Origin of the sequence: Tenacibaculum sp. 190130A14a (genome assembly GCF_964048965.1) — a bacterium.
Lineage (GTDB): Bacteria > Bacteroidota > Bacteroidia > Flavobacteriales > Flavobacteriaceae > Polaribacter > Polaribacter polynesiense.
Map to the genome: position 1 here is coordinate 3833784 of NZ_OZ040189.1, position 16630 is coordinate 3850413.

A 16630-nucleotide genomic window follows, 5' to 3' on the forward strand; every position below is an offset into this window, starting at 1 on the left:
GTTATATTGTTTTAGGGAATAGGATTGTTACTTTTGTTCCCTTCAACTCATCTCTGTCTGCTAAATCAGTAATAAAAATTCTCACATTTTCTTCTCCATAGACCAAATTCATTCTGTTCTTTACCGTATCTATTCCATAAGATTTATGTTCTTTAGTTTTTTTAGATTTATTACTCAACCCTGAACCATTATCTATTACTTCTACAAGAATTAAATCTTCCCTATCTAATACATTAATTAATAATTCTCCATCTTGCTTTAAACTCAACCCATGCCATATTGAATTTTCAATAAAGGGTTGTGTAAACAATGGTACCACCCCTATTTGATTAACTTTTATTGAATCTTCTATAAAAATTTTATAATGGAAGGAATTTCTTAATCTCGACTGTTCTAATTTAATATAGAGTTCTGCTGTTTTTAGTTCTTCTTCTAAAGAAATTGTTACTTCTTCTGTCGTTTGTAGTACTTTTCTAATCAGTTTAGCAAACTTGGTTATATAGTCTGAAGCTAATTCTTTCTTGTTCTGAATTACATAATTATTAATTGAATTAAGCGAATTGAATAAAAAATGAGGGTTCAATTGATTTTTAAAAGCTGTCATTTTCAATTCATACAATTGCGCTGTTTTTCTTGCTAAGTTAAGCTCAATGGAGTTTTTTTCATATGAAACCCGTTGTATTGTATCAGCTATTAAAAAGGTGTAAATTATAGTTTGTACTATAATTCCTACAAATACAAAAAACATAGGATGTAGTTCTAAACTATTTAAAAATTCCATTTTACCATAATCTTTCAACACGGTAATGATAACCATTGCAAAAAAGAACCATGAAGCTACTAACGAGTATACTCCCTCGTTATCTACAATTATTTTCGTTTTAGCAAGTACAACAATAACTACGGTCACATATATGGGAACAACATAAACCAGTGTTTTTAATAGAAAATCATACCCAAAGAGTAAGTTTACTACCAAAAACAAAACTCCTAATATAAACAACTGATTTTTGAAGGATTTCGCTACTCTATCAAATTGCGGATATTCTTCTTTTGAATTATGAAGAACTCGAATAAAATTCAAATAAAATCCACAGGAAAAAGCGCACAATGTAACATTGGTCAATTCAAAAACACTCTGAAAAAAACTATTGTGAATTGTTCCTTTCAGTAAGTAAATAAAAATACCTAATAGATACAAAGAGAAATATTTAACAAGGCTTTCTCGATTCTTTAAAAAAATTACAAAATTGCTTACTAGTAATAAAAAAACACCTCCTCTGATCCAAGAATAAAATGTCGAATTAATATCTGTAAGCATTATTTATCTATGTTCAAGGCATTGATTACATCATTTTTTTTACTTCGGCTTACGGCCACTATAGTTCCATCGTTTAAAGTTAATTCATTTGCTCCCTTATTATATTCAATAACATAATTTAGGTTTACTACATATGAATTATGGACTCTTACAAACTCTGGACAAATAAACTTTTTTTGAACCTCTTTTAAAGTTTTTGTTGCAATAATGTTTTTTCCGCTAGTTAAATTGATGGTTGTGTAACTTTTATCAGATTTTAAATACAACACATCTTCTTTAGGTATTAAGTATACCTTACCATCTGCTTGAATGTTTATTTTTGCTGGGACTTCCTCAAGAACTTTTCCTTTTAAGATCTTTTTTAGTTTGATCATGGCCAAGGTCAGTTCATCAATATCAATAGGCTTTAATAAATAATCAAGGGCCTTTGCTTTTACTGCTTTTATACCATACTCATCATAGGCAGTAGTAAAAATAACCTCAAAACTTCTATTACTAAATTTTTCAATAAACGAAAACCCATCCATTTCTGGCATTTGGATATCCAAAAAAACAAGATGTGGATTTAATTCCTTAACTAACTCCACTGCAATAATAGGAGAACTACATTTGGTTATTGCAACCTCTTCATTAATACATTTTTTAATTTTCCATTCAAGAGCTTCGAGCGCATCTTTTTCATCGTCTACAATTACGATTTTTAACATATACCTTTAATTTTACTTTTTTCCTTAGGAAAAGTAATGGTAACTATTGTTCCTTTACCTTCCTTCTCATTAACTTCATTAATCTCTATAGAAATATTATGGGGGGTATAAATTAAATTTAATCTATCTTTTACTGTTTGTATTCCAAAGGACTTACGTTGAATTCCTTGTGTCTTTTTTCTTTGTAAAGACTCTGTAAATCCAATGCCGTTATCGATAATTTCTGTTACAACAGAATTATCTTTTTCTTTAATATTTATAATTAAGTTCTTCTCACCATCTTGTATACTCAATCCATGCCAAATAGCATTTTCAACGAAAGGTTGTAAGTACAGTGGAACAACTTTTACATTCTCAATATCAATAGTTTTTTCAATATTTATTTGATATGAGAAATTATTTCTCAATCTAGCTAATTCTATGTTAATATACAACTCTGAAATGCGTAATTCTTCTGCTAATGAAATATATACTTCATCTGTTGTTTGAAGTACCTTTCTTATGAGAGTTGAAAATTTCGCAATATATTTAGTAGCTTCTTCCTGTTTGTTTTGAATTACATAATTATTAATGGAATTTAATGAATTAAACAGAAAATGTGGATTCATTTTATTCTTAAATGCCGTCATTTTTAACTCATACAACTGTGATGATTTTTTATGTAAATTAAGTTCTATTCGTGACTTTTCTACTTCTATCTTCTTTAAAACATCTGCAATCAAAAAAGCATAAATAACTGTTTGAATCAATATTCCTATAAAAAAGTAAAACATGCTATGCACTTTTGCATCAAATAAAAACAGCGGTCCCTTAATAATTTTTATGGCTGTAATATTGGCTCCCAAGATTAACACTAATGACCCTATTAAAGAATAAATTCCTGCCTTTGTTTTTATAATTTCTACATAGGCCAATGCCCCTATTAAAACTATAGATAAAAAAGGAGCTCCATAAAAAAGTACTTGCTTTTGTATTTCAAATCCGAAAATCGATTGAACAACAAGCAACAAAATTGCCACAAGCAACAAGATTTTAGAAACCTTTATAGCGGCTCTATTCCATTTAGGGTAGTATTCCTCTGTACTTAATAATTTCCTTGTAAAATGAATATAAAATGAAAATGCTATGAATTGAATTGAAAAAACCAAATATTCATAAATACGTATCATGTACTTCTGCTCAAATACATCCTTGATCAGAAAAATCAAAATTCCAAAAAGATAAATTGAATAGTATTTATATACCTCTTCCTTATGTTTTAAATAAAAAACAAAATGATATAATAGCAGAAGAAAAATTCCTCCTCGAATCCAAGAATAAAACAGTGAGTTTATATCAAGTAGCATACTTTTCTAAATATAGAAAAATATTGTTACAAAGTGAAAAAAGCTTCCAAGAAGTACAAATACATGAAAAACAGCATGGTTATAAGGAATTCTACTAATGGAATACAGAATAGCTCCTAGCGTATAAGCAATTCCACCAGCAAGCAAATAATACAACCCTTCCATTGGCAAGTTATTCATAATTGGTTTGATAAAGAACATTACTTGCCATCCCATTAATAAATACAAAGCAGTAGAGATTTTATCAAAACGTCCTGTAAAGAATAGCTTTAAGATTACTCCTAACAATGCGCAAAACCAAACAAACAAAAACATGTACCAACCAAAAGTATTATTTAATACCACAATACAAAATGGAGAATAGCTTCCAGCTATAAGAACATATATCGCTGCATGGTCAAAAATATTTAGTTTCCTTCTTAAAGAAGGGTTTTTAGCTGCATGATAAAAAGTAGAAGCTGCATAAAGCACAATCATACTTATACCATAAATAACAAAACTTGCTTTATTCCAGAATCCTGAATATGCAGAAGATTTAGAAATTAAAAAAAAGAATCCTATAACACTCATGAACATTCCAAATCCATGGGTCACAACATTTAACCTTTCTTCTTTATCACTATAACGGTGATTTAAATTCTCGCTCATTATTCGGTCTGTTAGTATCTTCCATATACAATTCATCATTAATTAACTCATTGTATACCAAATCAAAAGTTTTCTTTTTCAAACTATCTTTGTCTTCCATACTTAAGCCTTTCGTTTCAATAAACTCTTTTTGTTTCACTCTAAAAGTACCAGGGCGCCCTTTAAAGAAGTCCCATGAAAACAATCGCTTGGCGTCGTAATAAATCTGTGGTACAATTGACATTTGATATTCAATTGATAAACTAAATGCCCCATTGGTAAATGGTGCTAATACCACATTTTCTGTTGGAACCAATCCCTCTGGAAAAATAGCTATACTCAACCCGTCATCTAATCGCTTTTTTACTCTTGTATATACTGCTTTTCTACTCTTAGGGTCTTTTCTATCAACCATTACCACAGCTCTCTTATAAAAATAACCAAAAATTGGCAGTTTTACTAATTCTTTTTTCCCAACAAATAAAATTGGGTTTTTACTCAGCGCTATCATAATCCACGGATCTAATAATGATGCATGATTTGCAATAAACATATAACTTTTACCTTGTACTAATTCTTCTTGTATATCTGCTTTCAAGCGAAACCCCATTCCATATATCAACACATAAGACCATGTTCTCATTAATTTCCAAAAAGTTCCGTAATATTTCTCATCAGATAACAACACTAATACAAATGGAGACATTAATAGCACTGTGACTATTATTAAAACATAAAACCAAATTCTCCAAATGAGTCGTAAAGGGAATAGTATATACTTTATCATATATGCGAATGTAGTAATTTCTTTTGTTTGATGAATTTAAACATTACTTTTGCCTCCTAACTAAAAAAGTTTATTCTTAAATTATAAGTAACAATGCCAAGAATTTTAACTGGAGTACAAAGTACAGGAACCCCACACTTAGGGAATTTATTAGGAGCAATTATACCTGCTATTGAAATGGCAAATGACCCTAATAATGAATCGTTTTTATTTATTGCAGATATGCACTCTTTAACTCAAATTAAAGATGGAAAGCAATTAAGAGAGAACACCTATAGTACTGCTGCAACTTGGCTTGCTTGTGGAATAGATATTAACAAAACAGTTTTTTACAGACAAAGTGATATTCCTGAAGTTACAGAATTGACTTGGTATTTAAGCTGTTTCTTTCCATACCAACGTTTAACCTTAGCACATAGTTTTAAGGATAAAGCCGATAGGTTATCTGATGTAAACTCTGGTTTATTTACCTACCCTATGCTAATGGCGGCTGATATTTTATTGTATGATGCTGAAATTGTACCTGTAGGAAAGGATCAATTACAACATTTAGAAATGACTCGTGATGTTGCCAATAGATTAAACAATGTTGTTGGAGATACATTAATCCCACCAAAAGAAAAGATCAACGAAGAAACTAAATTAGTTCCAGGAACTGATGGGGAGAAAATGAGTAAATCAAGAAATAATTTTATTGATATTTTCTTACCAGAAAAAAAGCTACGTAAGCAAATTATGGGTATTCAAACCGATAGTAAAGCTTTAGAAGAGCCAAAAGACCCAGATACTGATAATGTATTTGCTTTGTACAAACTCTTAGCTTCAGATGACCAAATTGCTGAAATGCGCGCAAATTATGAAAATGGAGGATATGGTTATGGACATGCTAAACAAGCATTATATGAGTTGATTTTGGAAAAGTTTGCTGACGTTCGTGCTAAATACAACCATTATATGGAAAATAGACATGAAATTGACGATGCTTTGGCCGTAGGAGCTGAAAAAGCACGAACTGTTGCTAAAGATGTTTTACAGAGAGTTCGTGAAAAAGTAGGGTATTAACCCTCTTAAATACGATAATTTACCTGATTAAAAACAGGAAATATACAACCTAAAAAAGCGGTACGAATAGCTAGTTTTGTGGTTCTAACCATTAAACTTTAATACTATGCCACATCATGCGCAAGGAACCACGGGCTGGACGAAATTAAAAAGTTACCAAGCTGTATGGGATCCAAAAATTGATTTAGGAAAATTTTATTTCACTACTTTTCAGGGTAAAAGACAAGAAACTCCATACATGACTTCTAGTAACTTTGCTAGAGTTATTGATATTTTAAGAAACGAAACTCCAGTATATGGAAACGCTTCTACCGGTTCAGTAACAACACAAGCAGAAGAAGTTGGAGAAGAAGAAAGTTAAGATGATAAAACTTTAATAACCAAAAAGCCAAAGTATATACTTTGGCTTTTTATTTTTGTAACATGAAAAAACTAATTTTACTTATTGCCTTATTTGGTATGGTAGCTTGTACAAAGACACAATACAAAGAACAAATTGTAGAAGCTTCTTGCGGACAATGTCAATTCGATTTAAAAACGCAAATGGGATGCGATTTAGCCATAAAAATTGATGATAAAGCCTATTTTGTAGAAGGAGCACATATTGATGATTATGGTGATGCGCATGATAAAAAGATTGGTTTTTGCAATGTTATTAGAAAAGCCAAAATAACAGGAACCATTGAAAAAAATATGTTTAAAGTTACTTCTTTTGAAGTGATAAAATAAAAAACTCCGGTGAAAATTCATTGGAGTTTTTTATTTGGTATATTTTAATATTTCAATAATATTTTCCTGAGTCAATTGTGGAAAAGTTGGTGTATGTTTTTTTGATATGAGATATTTGTATAATCTCACAGAATCCATTTCTAAACCACCCAAAGCAGGGCCCACTAATTTTTTATTTAATTTATGACAGCTAGCACATAAGGATTTAAAAAGTTTTTTACCTTCTCTAATTTTTTCCTCATCTACTAATCCTTCTCCAAAATCTTGAACAGCACAATAGGCTATTTCTTCTTTAAATACTTTAGAATCATATAAAACAACAAACCCTAAAGTAAGGGCTACAATCAAATAGGAAATAAATATTTTATTACCAATCCTCATTAAGGAGCTGGATTAGGAATAGCCGCATGCACTGCTTCTATTTCTTTTAAAATATCGTGAGATAATTCAATATTTATAGAATCTATATTCTCTTTTAACTGACTCATTTTTGTAGCTCCGATAATATTACTCGTTACAAACGGTAACTGATTGATATAAGCTAATGATAATTGCGTTAAAGTTAATCCATGTTTCTCTGCAATCTTCAGGTATTCCGCCACTGCTTTTTGAGCTCCATCTGTCATATATCGAGCTATAAAACGAGGAAATAAGGTTCCTCTTGCTCCTTCTGGTTGTCCTCCATTTAAATATTTTCCAGACAACACTCCTTGTGCTAAAGGAGAATATGCTAACAAACCAACATTTTCTCTCATCGATACTTCACTCATTCCTACTTCATATCCTCTATGAATCAACGAGTACGAATTTTGAATGGTTACCATTCTTGGTAAATTGTGGTCTTTAGCTGTTTGTAAATACTTCATAGTTCCCCATGGAGTTTCATTTGACAAACCAACATGTTTTATTTTTCCTTGTTTTACAAAATCATTCAAGGTTTCTAAAATCTCTAAATGGTTTTCAGCTTCTTTTGTAGATGTTTTATAAGGATAATCTCGTATTCCAAAACAATTCACTCCACGATCTGGCCAATGTAATTGATATAAGTCAATATAATCCGTTTGTAAGCGTTTTAAGCTCCCTTCTATAGCTTCGGTAATATTCTTTCTTCCAAACTTACCTGAACGAATATGAGCCGTATAATCACCTCCTCCAGCAATTTTAGAAGCCAACACTACTTGATCTCTTTTTCCGGTTTTCTTAAACCAGTTTCCAATGATTTTTTCTGTAGCTCCATATGTTTCTGGAGTTGCTGGTACTGAATATAATTCTGCAGTATCCCAAAAATTCACACCACGTTCTAGCGCATAATCCATCTGTTCATGTCCATCTGCTTCGGTGTTTTGACGACCCCAAGTCATCGTTCCTAAACAAATCTTAGAAACTTTAATATCTGTAGTTGGTAGGGTTGTATATTTCATCTTCTTTTTGATTTCAGTTTAGTATAGTATTCATTTTTTCTATCTAAAAAACCTTGAGTATACTTTGTTCCTTTTTGCTCAAAGAAATAAGAATTATCTTTTTTCTTAATAAATTTATCTAACGTATTATCTACATTTTGTAATCTGAAGAAATTTAATGGTCCTTCTTTATTAATAACAGAGAAACCTTTTTTATTAAAAGTTAATTTACCAATAGATTCAAAATCTTCATTCTTATTACCTCGAAGAAATAATGTGTCATTTTCTATTTTGTAATAGTACGGTTTTCTAAAACCAATTATACTTTTAAAATGAAAAAATTGACTTTTATTTATATATAATTCTTGATAAACAAAATTCTCATTCCCTTCCCTAAATTCATTTTCATCAGTTGCTAAATCCCCAATGTACCAATTTCCTTCAATACTAATGGAATCTTTATTTTCGGTACAACTCAGAAAAAGAATTGAAAAAAATAGAAAAAATAATCTCATCTTACTTTAATATAGCTTCAATACCTGGCAATGTTTTTCCTTCTAAGCTCTCTAACATCGCACCACCACCTGTAGAAACATAACTCACCTTTTCTCCAAATCCAAATTGTTTTACAGCTGCCACAGAATCTCCTCCTCCAACTAAAGAAAATGCTCCATTAGCGGTAGCTTCTGCAATTGCATTTCCTAACTCAATTGTTCCTTTTGAGAAGTTTTCCATTTCAAAAACTCCTAAAGGTCCGTTCCATAAAATAGTTTTAGATGCTGCAATTACTTGCGCAAAGTTCTCTGACGTTTTTGGACCAACATCTAACCCCATCCAACCATCAGGAATTTCTTTGGTATCTACTGTTTGTGTATTTGCATCATTTGAAAAGTCATCTGCAATTACCGCATCTACTGGTAAATGAATTTTTGTATTCTTTTCTTCTGCTAACTTTAAAATATCTAAAGCTAATTGCATCTTATCGTCTTCTACTAAAGAATTACCAATACTTCCTCCTAATGCTTTTACAAAAGTGAAAGTCATACCTCCTCCAATAATAATATGATCTACTTTTTCAATAATATTTTCTACAATACCAATTTTAGAAGATACTTTAGCTCCTCCTAAAATTGCAGTAACAGGTTTTTCAGAGTCATTTAAAACCTTATCAATACTTTCTATTTCTTTTGCTAATAAACTTCCAAAACACTTATTTCCTTCAAAAAATTGTGCTATCACTGCAGTTGAAGCATGTGCTCTATGCGCCGTACCAAAAGCATCGTTAACATAAACATCTCCCCATTGAGAAAGTTGTTCTGCAAAAGTTACATCTCCTGCTTTTTCTTCTCCATGAAAACGTAAGTTTTCAAGCAATAAAATTTCCCCTGGTTGTAAGTTTTCAACCGCTTCAGCAACATTCTCTCCAATACAACCATTTACAAACTTTACTTGTACTCCAATCACTTCGCTTACTTTATCGGCAATATGACCTAATGAAAATTTATCTTCAACTCCTTTTGGTCTTCCTAAATGCGACATTAACACACAACTTCCTCCATCTTCCAAAACTTTAATAATAGTTGGTTTTGCAGCTTGAATTCTAGTAGCATCTGTTACTTGAAATTCATCGTTTAATGGTACATTAAAATCTACTCTTATTAATGCTTTTTTATTTTCGAAGTTAAAATCGTTTAAAGTTTTCATCTATGTTGTGTTCTTTATTTTTTAATCACAAAAATAATTATTTATATCATATTGATTTCTATTCTTTTTGCGCTTTTAAACTTATATATTTGTTAAAGTTTATGACACGAACTTCTATAAAAATAACCGAAGAAAAACTTAGTTTACAAGAATGTATAGATTTTGTAAGCGAAGATAATTGTGGTGGTATTGTTCCTTTTGTTGGTACCGTTAGAAACGCTACCCAAAATAAAACAGTAACACAATTAGATTTTAGCAGTTATGTACCTATGGCTATCAAGGAAATGCAAAAAATAGCGGATGTTGCTCTTGAAAAGTTTGCTGTTGAAAAAATAGCTATTCACCATGCTATAGGTTCTCTTCAAATTGGTGATATCCCTGTAATTATAACGGTATCTGCTCCGCATAGAAATGCTGCTTTTGAGGCTTGTCAATATGCCATAGACACTTTGAAAGAAACAGTTCCTATTTGGAAAAAAGAGTTTTTTGAAGATGGGGAGGTTTGGGTGAATGCACACCCATAATGATTTTATAACTGGGGCATTAGCTCAGTTGCTTGAGCATTAAAAACAAAGATTTGGAAATAAAAAGACTATACTGATTGCACTAAACAATGAACGATTTATTAATTATTGGATTAATACTAACAGTTTATTTCTCACCTCTATTTTACCAAATCTATGTGGTTTTAAAAAAACATAAAGAAGAAAATAAACGAGTATTGAAAAAATTGATGCTTTATCTAAAATACAGTTTATCAATATTGTTTTTCTGTACTCTCTTAATTGCAATTTTAACCCACATCAACTTCTTAGATTATGAAAAACCTATAACTTTTGATAGATATAATCAAATATCATTTAAAAATTTCAGGGGTTTAGAATTGTTTAAAAAATCAATATATGGAAATAAACGATTTGCATACGTTGTGACTACCATTGATACTGATATTGATGATAATACAATAACAATCAAATCATTATTCCACCCTTCACGCTCTTTTGTTTACAAGAAGAATACAAATAGCTCCGAATTATTAACTCATGAAAAATACCACTTTAAAATAACGGAGCTATTTACTCGAAAAGCAAAAGAAAGAATTTCTAAACTAAAAACTTTTGATAAAAATAAAATTGAGGAAATTATTGAAGATATAAAAGCCAAAGAAAGACTATATCAAAAGAAATATGATTATGACACATTCCATAGCTACGTTTATAGTGAACAAAAAAGGTATGAAAAAGAAGTAGATAGTTTATTAACTTTGCTCACCAAATATCAAAAACCAAAAATTAATATTGATGAGAAAAATTAAATACATCTTCTTAGCTGTTGTTAGTCTTATTTTAACAAACTGTAAGACAGAGAAACATGAATTTCCTCTAGACAAAAGGTATTGGGATATAAACGACTATGACAAAGTTATTCTAAAATTACGTTTCGGATATGAAGATGATGAAAAGAAACCTACTTTTAGTAATCCTGAAGAAAGGATTATTGTAGAGAAATTAACTGATGAACAAAACTACAAAGTAGTTCTAGGTGATAATGAATTAGGTCTTAAACATAGAAATAAAGTTGCTACTGAGTTCTTCAAACACTGGAAAGACATGCATCAAATTTATCAAGCCATAGACCGTAAAGATAAATACATCTATGATATTGAAAAACTTGCGGTATGGCATTTTGGATTAGGTTTACAATTAGATTACTTTAAACTAGGTAATGATGAAATTAAAGAAAGTGCAGATGATCCTAATTCTCATATTGTTAAAGACAATATCAATTCAAATGTTAAAACTCTTATCAATAATTATATAATTTATTTGGATGAAATAAATGAAGAAAAAGCATATTCTAATGAAGGTAAAGCTAAATTAGCAAAGGGAATAGATAAATATTTCACCAAGTTAATTAAACTTTATCCAGAAGCTAATTATGGTAAAATGAGAAAAAAGGCTGAATTAATGATTAATAAAAGTAATTCAGACAAAGTAAAATCTTCATTAAAAAAACTAATTAAATTAATCGATTCAAAGAAAAAATCTGAAGATTAATTTTAATCAAAAAAAATTAAAGGATAAAAACCTATAAAACTCTGGTCAATTACTAAACAATCAATAGTTGTTTTTTGTTCTAGTTGTTCTATTCTTAATATAATAATTTACATCTGTTTGTAACTAATTTTTTACCATAAATCAATAATTAAAAATTTCAGAAAATACAGTATTAAAAAACATTGGGGCATTAGCTCAGTTGGCTAGAGCGTTTGACTGGCAGTCAAAAGGTCATCGGTTCGACTCCGATATGCTCCACTTTTTTAATACGGCAAATCTGCTGGTTCTATAAAAGCAATTTCAGGATTGTAAATTTCTTTAATAATAACTCTTATTTCATTCATAAACTCTTCTAATTTTTCTTGAGTGATTAATGGGTCTGGTGATCGATAGTTTGAAGAAAAGTTCATGGACAAGAACCCTTTTTTTAGATTTTTGAAAGAATAGATTCCTGCATGCAACTCTTTTTCAAAATTGAATTGGGTGTTTTGAGTGTATAAGTATGCATACAACATTACTTGTATGGCTTTATGGTATTTCAGTTCACGAATTATTTCAAAATCAAGAACTTTTAAGTTCGTGGTATCTACCATTCCTGTTTTATAATCGATAATCCTAGTAACTCCATTGAGCTCATCTATTCTATCCACTATTCCTTTTATTTTCACTGGATGATTGATTCCTTCTATGTTTATTTCTGCAGCTAACTCTTGTTCTGTAGCAATTACTTTTAACGCATTATTTTCATCTTGAACTAGCTTTTTTTCTTGTACTAAAAAATTATGTACGAAACGATTTGCTACTTCAAAAACCAATCTATTTTTACCCGTTGATATATCACCATTCTTAAAGTGCTTAGAAAAGAAGTACACAATTAACTCTTTTGTTTTTTGTTGCATGGCTGTAACATCATCTACTGACAAATACTTTCCCAAATAAGGTTGGTACAATTCTTCTAATGTATCATGCACAACCGTTCCCATCGTATTTGCTGCCACTGTTTCTTCTACATTGTCAAACTCATTAATTTTTAAAATCTTCTGCTTATAAAATGCAATCGGATTGTATAAATAATTGGTTAATGCCGATGGAGAGATTCCTTTAGAAGCTATTTCTTTTAACCTTTCAAAAACTAAATCATTCTTTTTTACTTCTTTTAATGTTACTGGTGTTGTTTGTACTTGCGGACTTATGGTTCTTTCTACAACATCATCCCGCATCATTTGTAATTGTGTTACAAAACGACTTTTCTCACCACTTCCGAAAACGTCATGTTCTGTATTGTACAGCAAGTATATGTTCTTCGCCCTTTGCAGCAATCTGAAAAAGTGATACGAAAACAGCGCGTCTTTCTCTCTGTAAGTTGGCAATCCAAATTCAATCTTGACATCAAAAGGAATAAATGTGTTTTGTTGATGATTCCCTGGTAATACTCCTTCATTAACCGAAGTAATAATGACATTTTCAAAATCTAACACACGTGTTTCAAGCACTCCCATTAATTGTAATCCTTGCAATGGTTCTCCTTGAAACGATAGACTTTCTGACTGTATTAATTGTCTAAAAAACTGCTGTAATGTTTTTAAGTCTTGAATATATTTATGGGTTACTTGTAAAGTTTGTAACTGATTAAAGGCTGTGTAAAAACGAAACAAATACTCTTTTTCTAATTCGTTTACTTCTGTTTTTAACAATAAAATCAGATGCAAAATTCTATCAATAAAATCTTCTACGGAGACAAATGCATCAAATAATGTGGATACTACTTTTTTACGTTCCTCTGAAAGCGTACCTAGAAAAGAGGTTATTAATTCTTTCTTTACAAAGGTATTGTTATTCTTAGCGATGCTTTCAGCAATAATATCTGATAAAAACTGATCTTCTAAGGTTAAAATTTTAAACAGTAGCGGATGTTTCAATAATCGAACAACATCTTTATGATAAAAAGCATCTTCTTTCTGCAATTTTTCTTGGTTGATAAATAATTGAAATACCGCAAATAATAAACTTGTTGTAGGAACATCTCTCAAGGGATACCCCATTGTAATATTTATTGAATTTACATTTGAAGGTAATGAGTTCAAAGTAATAGGCAATAACGATTCATCTGCCAATACCAATGCCGAATTATTATGACTTGAGAGTTTAGATAATAATTCTCCTGCATATTTTGCTTGTGTAATGTTTTTAGCTGCTCCAATTACTTCAATCTTTTTTGGTTGACTAAAGTAGTTTGCAACCGTTTGCATAGGGTGTTTTTGATAATACTTCCAAGTGGTTTTATACTTTCTTAAGAAGCTACCTGCTTGATGATTACTTTCATAAAAAGTTTTATCAATATCCCAAAATACTTCTGAAGTACCCACTTCTAAAAAACGCTGAAATAATAACTCTTCAGCAGCGTTTAACGCATTAAAACCAATAAAAAAATACTTCTTATGCTGATTCTGATCAAGATATGTTTCTACATGTTTTGTAGCTTCCCTATATAAAACACCTTGATACCCTGTTTTTTCTTTTACTAGAAAAGCATACAATTCATTGTACAAACTATTGAGCTTTTCCATAAAAGCAAAATGATCTTTCATCAATTCAGTTTCCTGAAAACTTCCTTTTACAGACCATTTTCTTAAACGATGAATATCTCTTAAATACACGAAAATTTCTCGTGTATTAATTAAATGCTGATCAAGTTCATTAAAATCTTGTATTACTGTAAAAGCCCAAGAAGAAAATTTATCGAAAGAATCAGGTGTTGCCTCTTGATTTTTATAAATCGTATAAAAATGAAACAATAATTGAACTGAATCTATCTTTTTAAATCCAGAAATATCTTCAACAAAATCGCCAATATTGATAATTTCTGGTAAAAAACCTGCTGAAATCTTGTTCTTAAAAGTGTTCTTTACAAATACTCCTGCACGTTGAGAAGGTAATACAAAAACAACATTTTCAAAGGTTTCTGTAGTTTGTAAAATAGTGTCTAAAGTTTCAGAGATAAAAGATTGCATAGGGTCACTTTCTTAAGTCCAAAGTACAATATTTATCTTACTTTTGATAAACACAACTATTCATTTTTATAAATTTTGAAAAATAATAATCAGTTAAAAATAGCATTAATACAATCTGATTTAGTTTGGGAAAGTCCTGATAAAAACAGAGAGCAATTTAAAAGAAAAATAGCTGCTATTTCAGAAGAAATAGACCTAATAGTACTACCTGAAATGTTTACTACAGGCTTTTCAATGAATCCGAAAAAAATTGCTGAAACGATGCAGGGTGAAACAGTTCATTGGATGCAAGAACTGGCAGAGGAAAAACGATGTGCTATTACAGGTAGTATTGTAATTATCGAAAACGATCAATATTATAATCGATTATTATTTATACATCCTTCTGGTAAAATTGAATACTATAATAAGAAGCACACTTTTACCTTAGCAGGAGAAGATAAAGTATACACTGCTGGGAAAGAAAAGTTGATGGTAAACTATCAAGGCTGGAAAATATGTCCTCTCATTTGTTATGATTTACGTTTTCCTGTTTGGGCTAGAAATGTTGAGAATTATGACTTACTATTATATGTTGCTAGCTGGCCTAAACCTAGAATTGAAGCATGGGATAGCTTGTTAAAAGCCCGAGCTATTGAAAACATGAGTTTCACGATTGGTGTTAATAGAGTAGGAGTAGATGGCAACGATTATCAATATACTGGTAACACAGTTTGTTATGATACCCTAGGGAATTGCATAGCAAAAAATAATGATGGTGAGGAAACTGTATTGGTAGTTACTTTAGATAAAGAAAAACAAAATGAAACCAGAACTAGGTTTCAATTTTTGGAAGACAAAGATCCATTTACACTTCAATAAAAAAGCGACTTTAAAAGTCGCTTTTTTATTTTATGCTGGTATCATCCACTTGAAATTAAATTTTGTATCAGGAACTACAATCCTTTCTGTAATTCGATACATTCTGTCTGGTAATTTCATTAAATAATCACGCGCCTTTTCTGCTTCTGGAGTTAAATTAGTTATCTTATCTATTTCCCAAGCATTGTTTAACTTCTTTAAAATATCAACATAATCAAATCCTGTATACACACCTATTCTTTGTGCAACGGTAGAAAAGTCATCAAACAAACTTCCTTTAGCTTCAAAAGATTCTCTTAAATGCATGGCTGGCATTACAATTTTATGCTTCATCATATGCTGAAAAGCCAACATCATTTCACTCGGATCAATCTTAAAGATTTCTTTTACAAACTCTGTATATGCTAAATGGTGACGCATTTCATCTCCAGCGATAATACGTGACATTTTAGCTAAAGCTTTATGGCCTTTTTTCTTAGCTATTTTAGCAACATTTAAATGTGAAATGTACGTAGCTAATTCTTGAAAACTTGTATACACAAAATTCTTGTATGGATCTGTAGCAGTACCAATATCGAAACCATCGGCTATTAAATGCTGAGTAGAAATTTCGACTTCTCTCATATTTACTCTTCCTGACAAATATAAATACTTATTTAACACGTCTCCATGACGGTTTTCTTCAGCGGTCCACGCTCGTATCCATTTTGCCCAACCATTATCTGGCTGTTGTGTTACTCCATCTAAATCAAGCAACCAAGATTCATAGGTTGGCAATGCTTCTTCTGTAATGGTATCTCCAACTAATACCACCCAAAAATCATCATCTAATTCTTTAGATATTTCTTGGATTTCTTTTACTTCATCTATAAAGGTATCTTTTTGAGAATTTGGTAAAAAATCGGTTGGTTGCCAAATTTTTTCAATTGGCACTAAAAACTTGTCTACAAAACTGTCAATATTTTTCTCCAGCGTTTGCATCACCTCCTTTCGGATGTTTTGTATAGACATACTATAT

Annotated in this window: 18 protein-coding genes and 1 tRNA gene; 8 read left to right on the forward strand and 11 right to left on the reverse strand. The window is 30.6% G+C overall.

Features of this window, described 5'->3' with window-relative positions:
• Position 1 precedes the first annotated feature (1 nt).
• The 5 genes from ABNT22_RS17890 to ABNT22_RS17910 are packed head-to-tail and all read right to left on the reverse strand — an operon-like array spanning position 2 to position 4788.
• The gene (locus tag ABNT22_RS17890; RefSeq protein WP_348718086.1) at positions 2–1321 is read right to left on the reverse strand and encodes a sensor histidine kinase; all 1320 of its coding nucleotides are present in this window, start codon (positions 1319–1321) and stop codon (positions 2–4) included.
• Complete coding sequence (locus ABNT22_RS17895) at positions 1321–2028, reverse strand: LytTR family DNA-binding domain-containing protein (protein WP_348718087.1); 708 nt, start codon at positions 2026–2028, stop codon at positions 1321–1323. The genes ABNT22_RS17890 and ABNT22_RS17895 overlap by 1 nt, the downstream gene beginning before the upstream one ends.
• Positions 2022–3374 carry a sensor histidine kinase gene (locus ABNT22_RS17900; RefSeq protein WP_348718088.1) on the reverse strand — a complete coding sequence of 451 codons (1353 nt, stop codon included), beginning with the start codon at positions 3372–3374 and terminating at the stop codon, positions 2022–2024. The genes ABNT22_RS17895 and ABNT22_RS17900 overlap by 7 nt, the downstream gene beginning before the upstream one ends.
• A gap of 6 nt (positions 3375–3380) precedes the next feature.
• Positions 3381–4022: a PAQR family membrane homeostasis protein TrhA gene (gene trhA / locus ABNT22_RS17905; protein ID WP_348718089.1), complete on the reverse strand. Its 642-nt coding sequence runs from the start codon at positions 4020–4022 to the stop codon at positions 3381–3383.
• A complete protein-coding gene (locus tag ABNT22_RS17910; RefSeq protein ID WP_348718090.1) occupies positions 3994–4788 on the reverse strand; it encodes a lysophospholipid acyltransferase family protein in 795 nt (264 codons plus the stop codon). Before ABNT22_RS17910 ends, trhA begins: the two co-directional genes overlap by 29 nt.
• A gap of 93 nt (positions 4789–4881) precedes the next feature.
• Between ABNT22_RS17910 and trpS the strand changes: the two genes are divergently transcribed.
• From trpS to ABNT22_RS17925, 3 genes are all read left to right on the forward strand, one after another.
• Complete coding sequence (gene trpS, locus ABNT22_RS17915; protein ID WP_348718091.1) at positions 4882–5850, forward strand: tryptophan--tRNA ligase; 969 nt, start codon at positions 4882–4884, stop codon at positions 5848–5850.
• 106 nt (positions 5851–5956) lie between these two features.
• On the forward strand, positions 5957–6211 hold the full coding sequence (locus ABNT22_RS17920; RefSeq protein WP_348718092.1) for a hypothetical protein: 255 nt from the start codon (positions 5957–5959) through the stop codon (positions 6209–6211).
• Positions 6212–6273: 62 nt separating this feature from the next.
• The gene (locus ABNT22_RS17925; RefSeq protein ID WP_348718093.1) at positions 6274–6579 is read left to right on the forward strand and encodes a DUF6370 family protein; all 306 of its coding nucleotides are present in this window, start codon (positions 6274–6276) and stop codon (positions 6577–6579) included.
• Positions 6580–6609: 30 nt separating this feature from the next.
• On the opposite strand, the gene ABNT22_RS17930 is transcribed toward ABNT22_RS17925, so the two are convergent.
• The 4 genes from ABNT22_RS17930 to ABNT22_RS17945 are packed head-to-tail and all read right to left on the reverse strand — an operon-like array spanning position 6610 to position 9683.
• Positions 6610–6960: a c-type cytochrome gene (locus ABNT22_RS17930; RefSeq protein WP_348718094.1), complete on the reverse strand. Its 351-nt coding sequence runs from the start codon at positions 6958–6960 to the stop codon at positions 6610–6612.
• Positions 6960–8000, reverse strand: coding sequence for an NADP(H)-dependent aldo-keto reductase (locus ABNT22_RS17935; RefSeq protein WP_348718096.1), 1041 nt, complete (start codon positions 7998–8000; stop codon positions 6960–6962). The genes ABNT22_RS17930 and ABNT22_RS17935 overlap by 1 nt, the downstream gene beginning before the upstream one ends.
• A complete protein-coding gene (locus tag ABNT22_RS17940) occupies positions 7997–8494 on the reverse strand; it encodes a hypothetical protein (RefSeq protein WP_348718097.1) in 498 nt (165 codons plus the stop codon). The genes ABNT22_RS17935 and ABNT22_RS17940 overlap by 4 nt, the downstream gene beginning before the upstream one ends.
• A gap of 1 nt (position 8495) precedes the next feature.
• The gene (locus ABNT22_RS17945) at positions 8496–9683 is read right to left on the reverse strand and encodes a phosphoglycerate kinase (protein ID WP_348718098.1); all 1188 of its coding nucleotides are present in this window, start codon (positions 9681–9683) and stop codon (positions 8496–8498) included.
• Between the two features lie 101 nt (positions 9684–9784).
• On the opposite strand from ABNT22_RS17945, the gene ABNT22_RS17950 reads away from it, so the two are divergent.
• From ABNT22_RS17950 to ABNT22_RS17965, 4 genes are all read left to right on the forward strand, one after another.
• Entirely contained in the window at positions 9785–10207 is a 423-nt protein-coding gene (locus ABNT22_RS17950) for a molybdenum cofactor biosynthesis protein MoaE (protein WP_348718099.1), read from the forward strand.
• An 89-nt stretch (positions 10208–10296) separates the two neighbouring features.
• Positions 10297–10998, forward strand: coding sequence for a hypothetical protein (locus tag ABNT22_RS17955; protein WP_348718100.1), 702 nt, complete (start codon positions 10297–10299; stop codon positions 10996–10998).
• On the forward strand, positions 10985–11740 hold the full coding sequence (locus ABNT22_RS17960; protein ID WP_348718101.1) for a hypothetical protein: 756 nt from the start codon (positions 10985–10987) through the stop codon (positions 11738–11740). Before ABNT22_RS17955 ends, ABNT22_RS17960 begins: the two co-directional genes overlap by 14 nt.
• A 184-nt stretch (positions 11741–11924) precedes the next feature.
• Positions 11925–11998: transfer RNA gene (locus tag ABNT22_RS17965), tRNA-Ala, on the forward strand.
• Between the two features lie 5 nt (positions 11999–12003).
• Here the strand turns inward: ABNT22_RS17965 and ABNT22_RS17970 are convergent.
• Positions 12004–14751, reverse strand: a complete 2748-nt coding sequence (locus ABNT22_RS17970) for a PD-(D/E)XK nuclease family protein (protein WP_348718103.1) — start codon at positions 14749–14751, stop codon at positions 12004–12006.
• 75 nt (positions 14752–14826) lie between these two features.
• Here ABNT22_RS17970 and ABNT22_RS17975 point away from each other — a divergent pair, with 75 nt between their 5' ends.
• Positions 14827–15612: an amidohydrolase gene (locus ABNT22_RS17975; protein WP_348718105.1), complete on the forward strand. Its 786-nt coding sequence runs from the start codon at positions 14827–14829 to the stop codon at positions 15610–15612.
• A gap of 30 nt (positions 15613–15642) precedes the next feature.
• Here the strand turns inward: ABNT22_RS17975 and ABNT22_RS17980 are convergent, their stop codons facing one another.
• A complete protein-coding gene (locus tag ABNT22_RS17980) occupies positions 15643–16623 on the reverse strand; it encodes an acyl-ACP desaturase (RefSeq protein ID WP_348718106.1) in 981 nt (326 codons plus the stop codon).
• Positions 16624–16630: the final 7 nt, after the last annotated feature.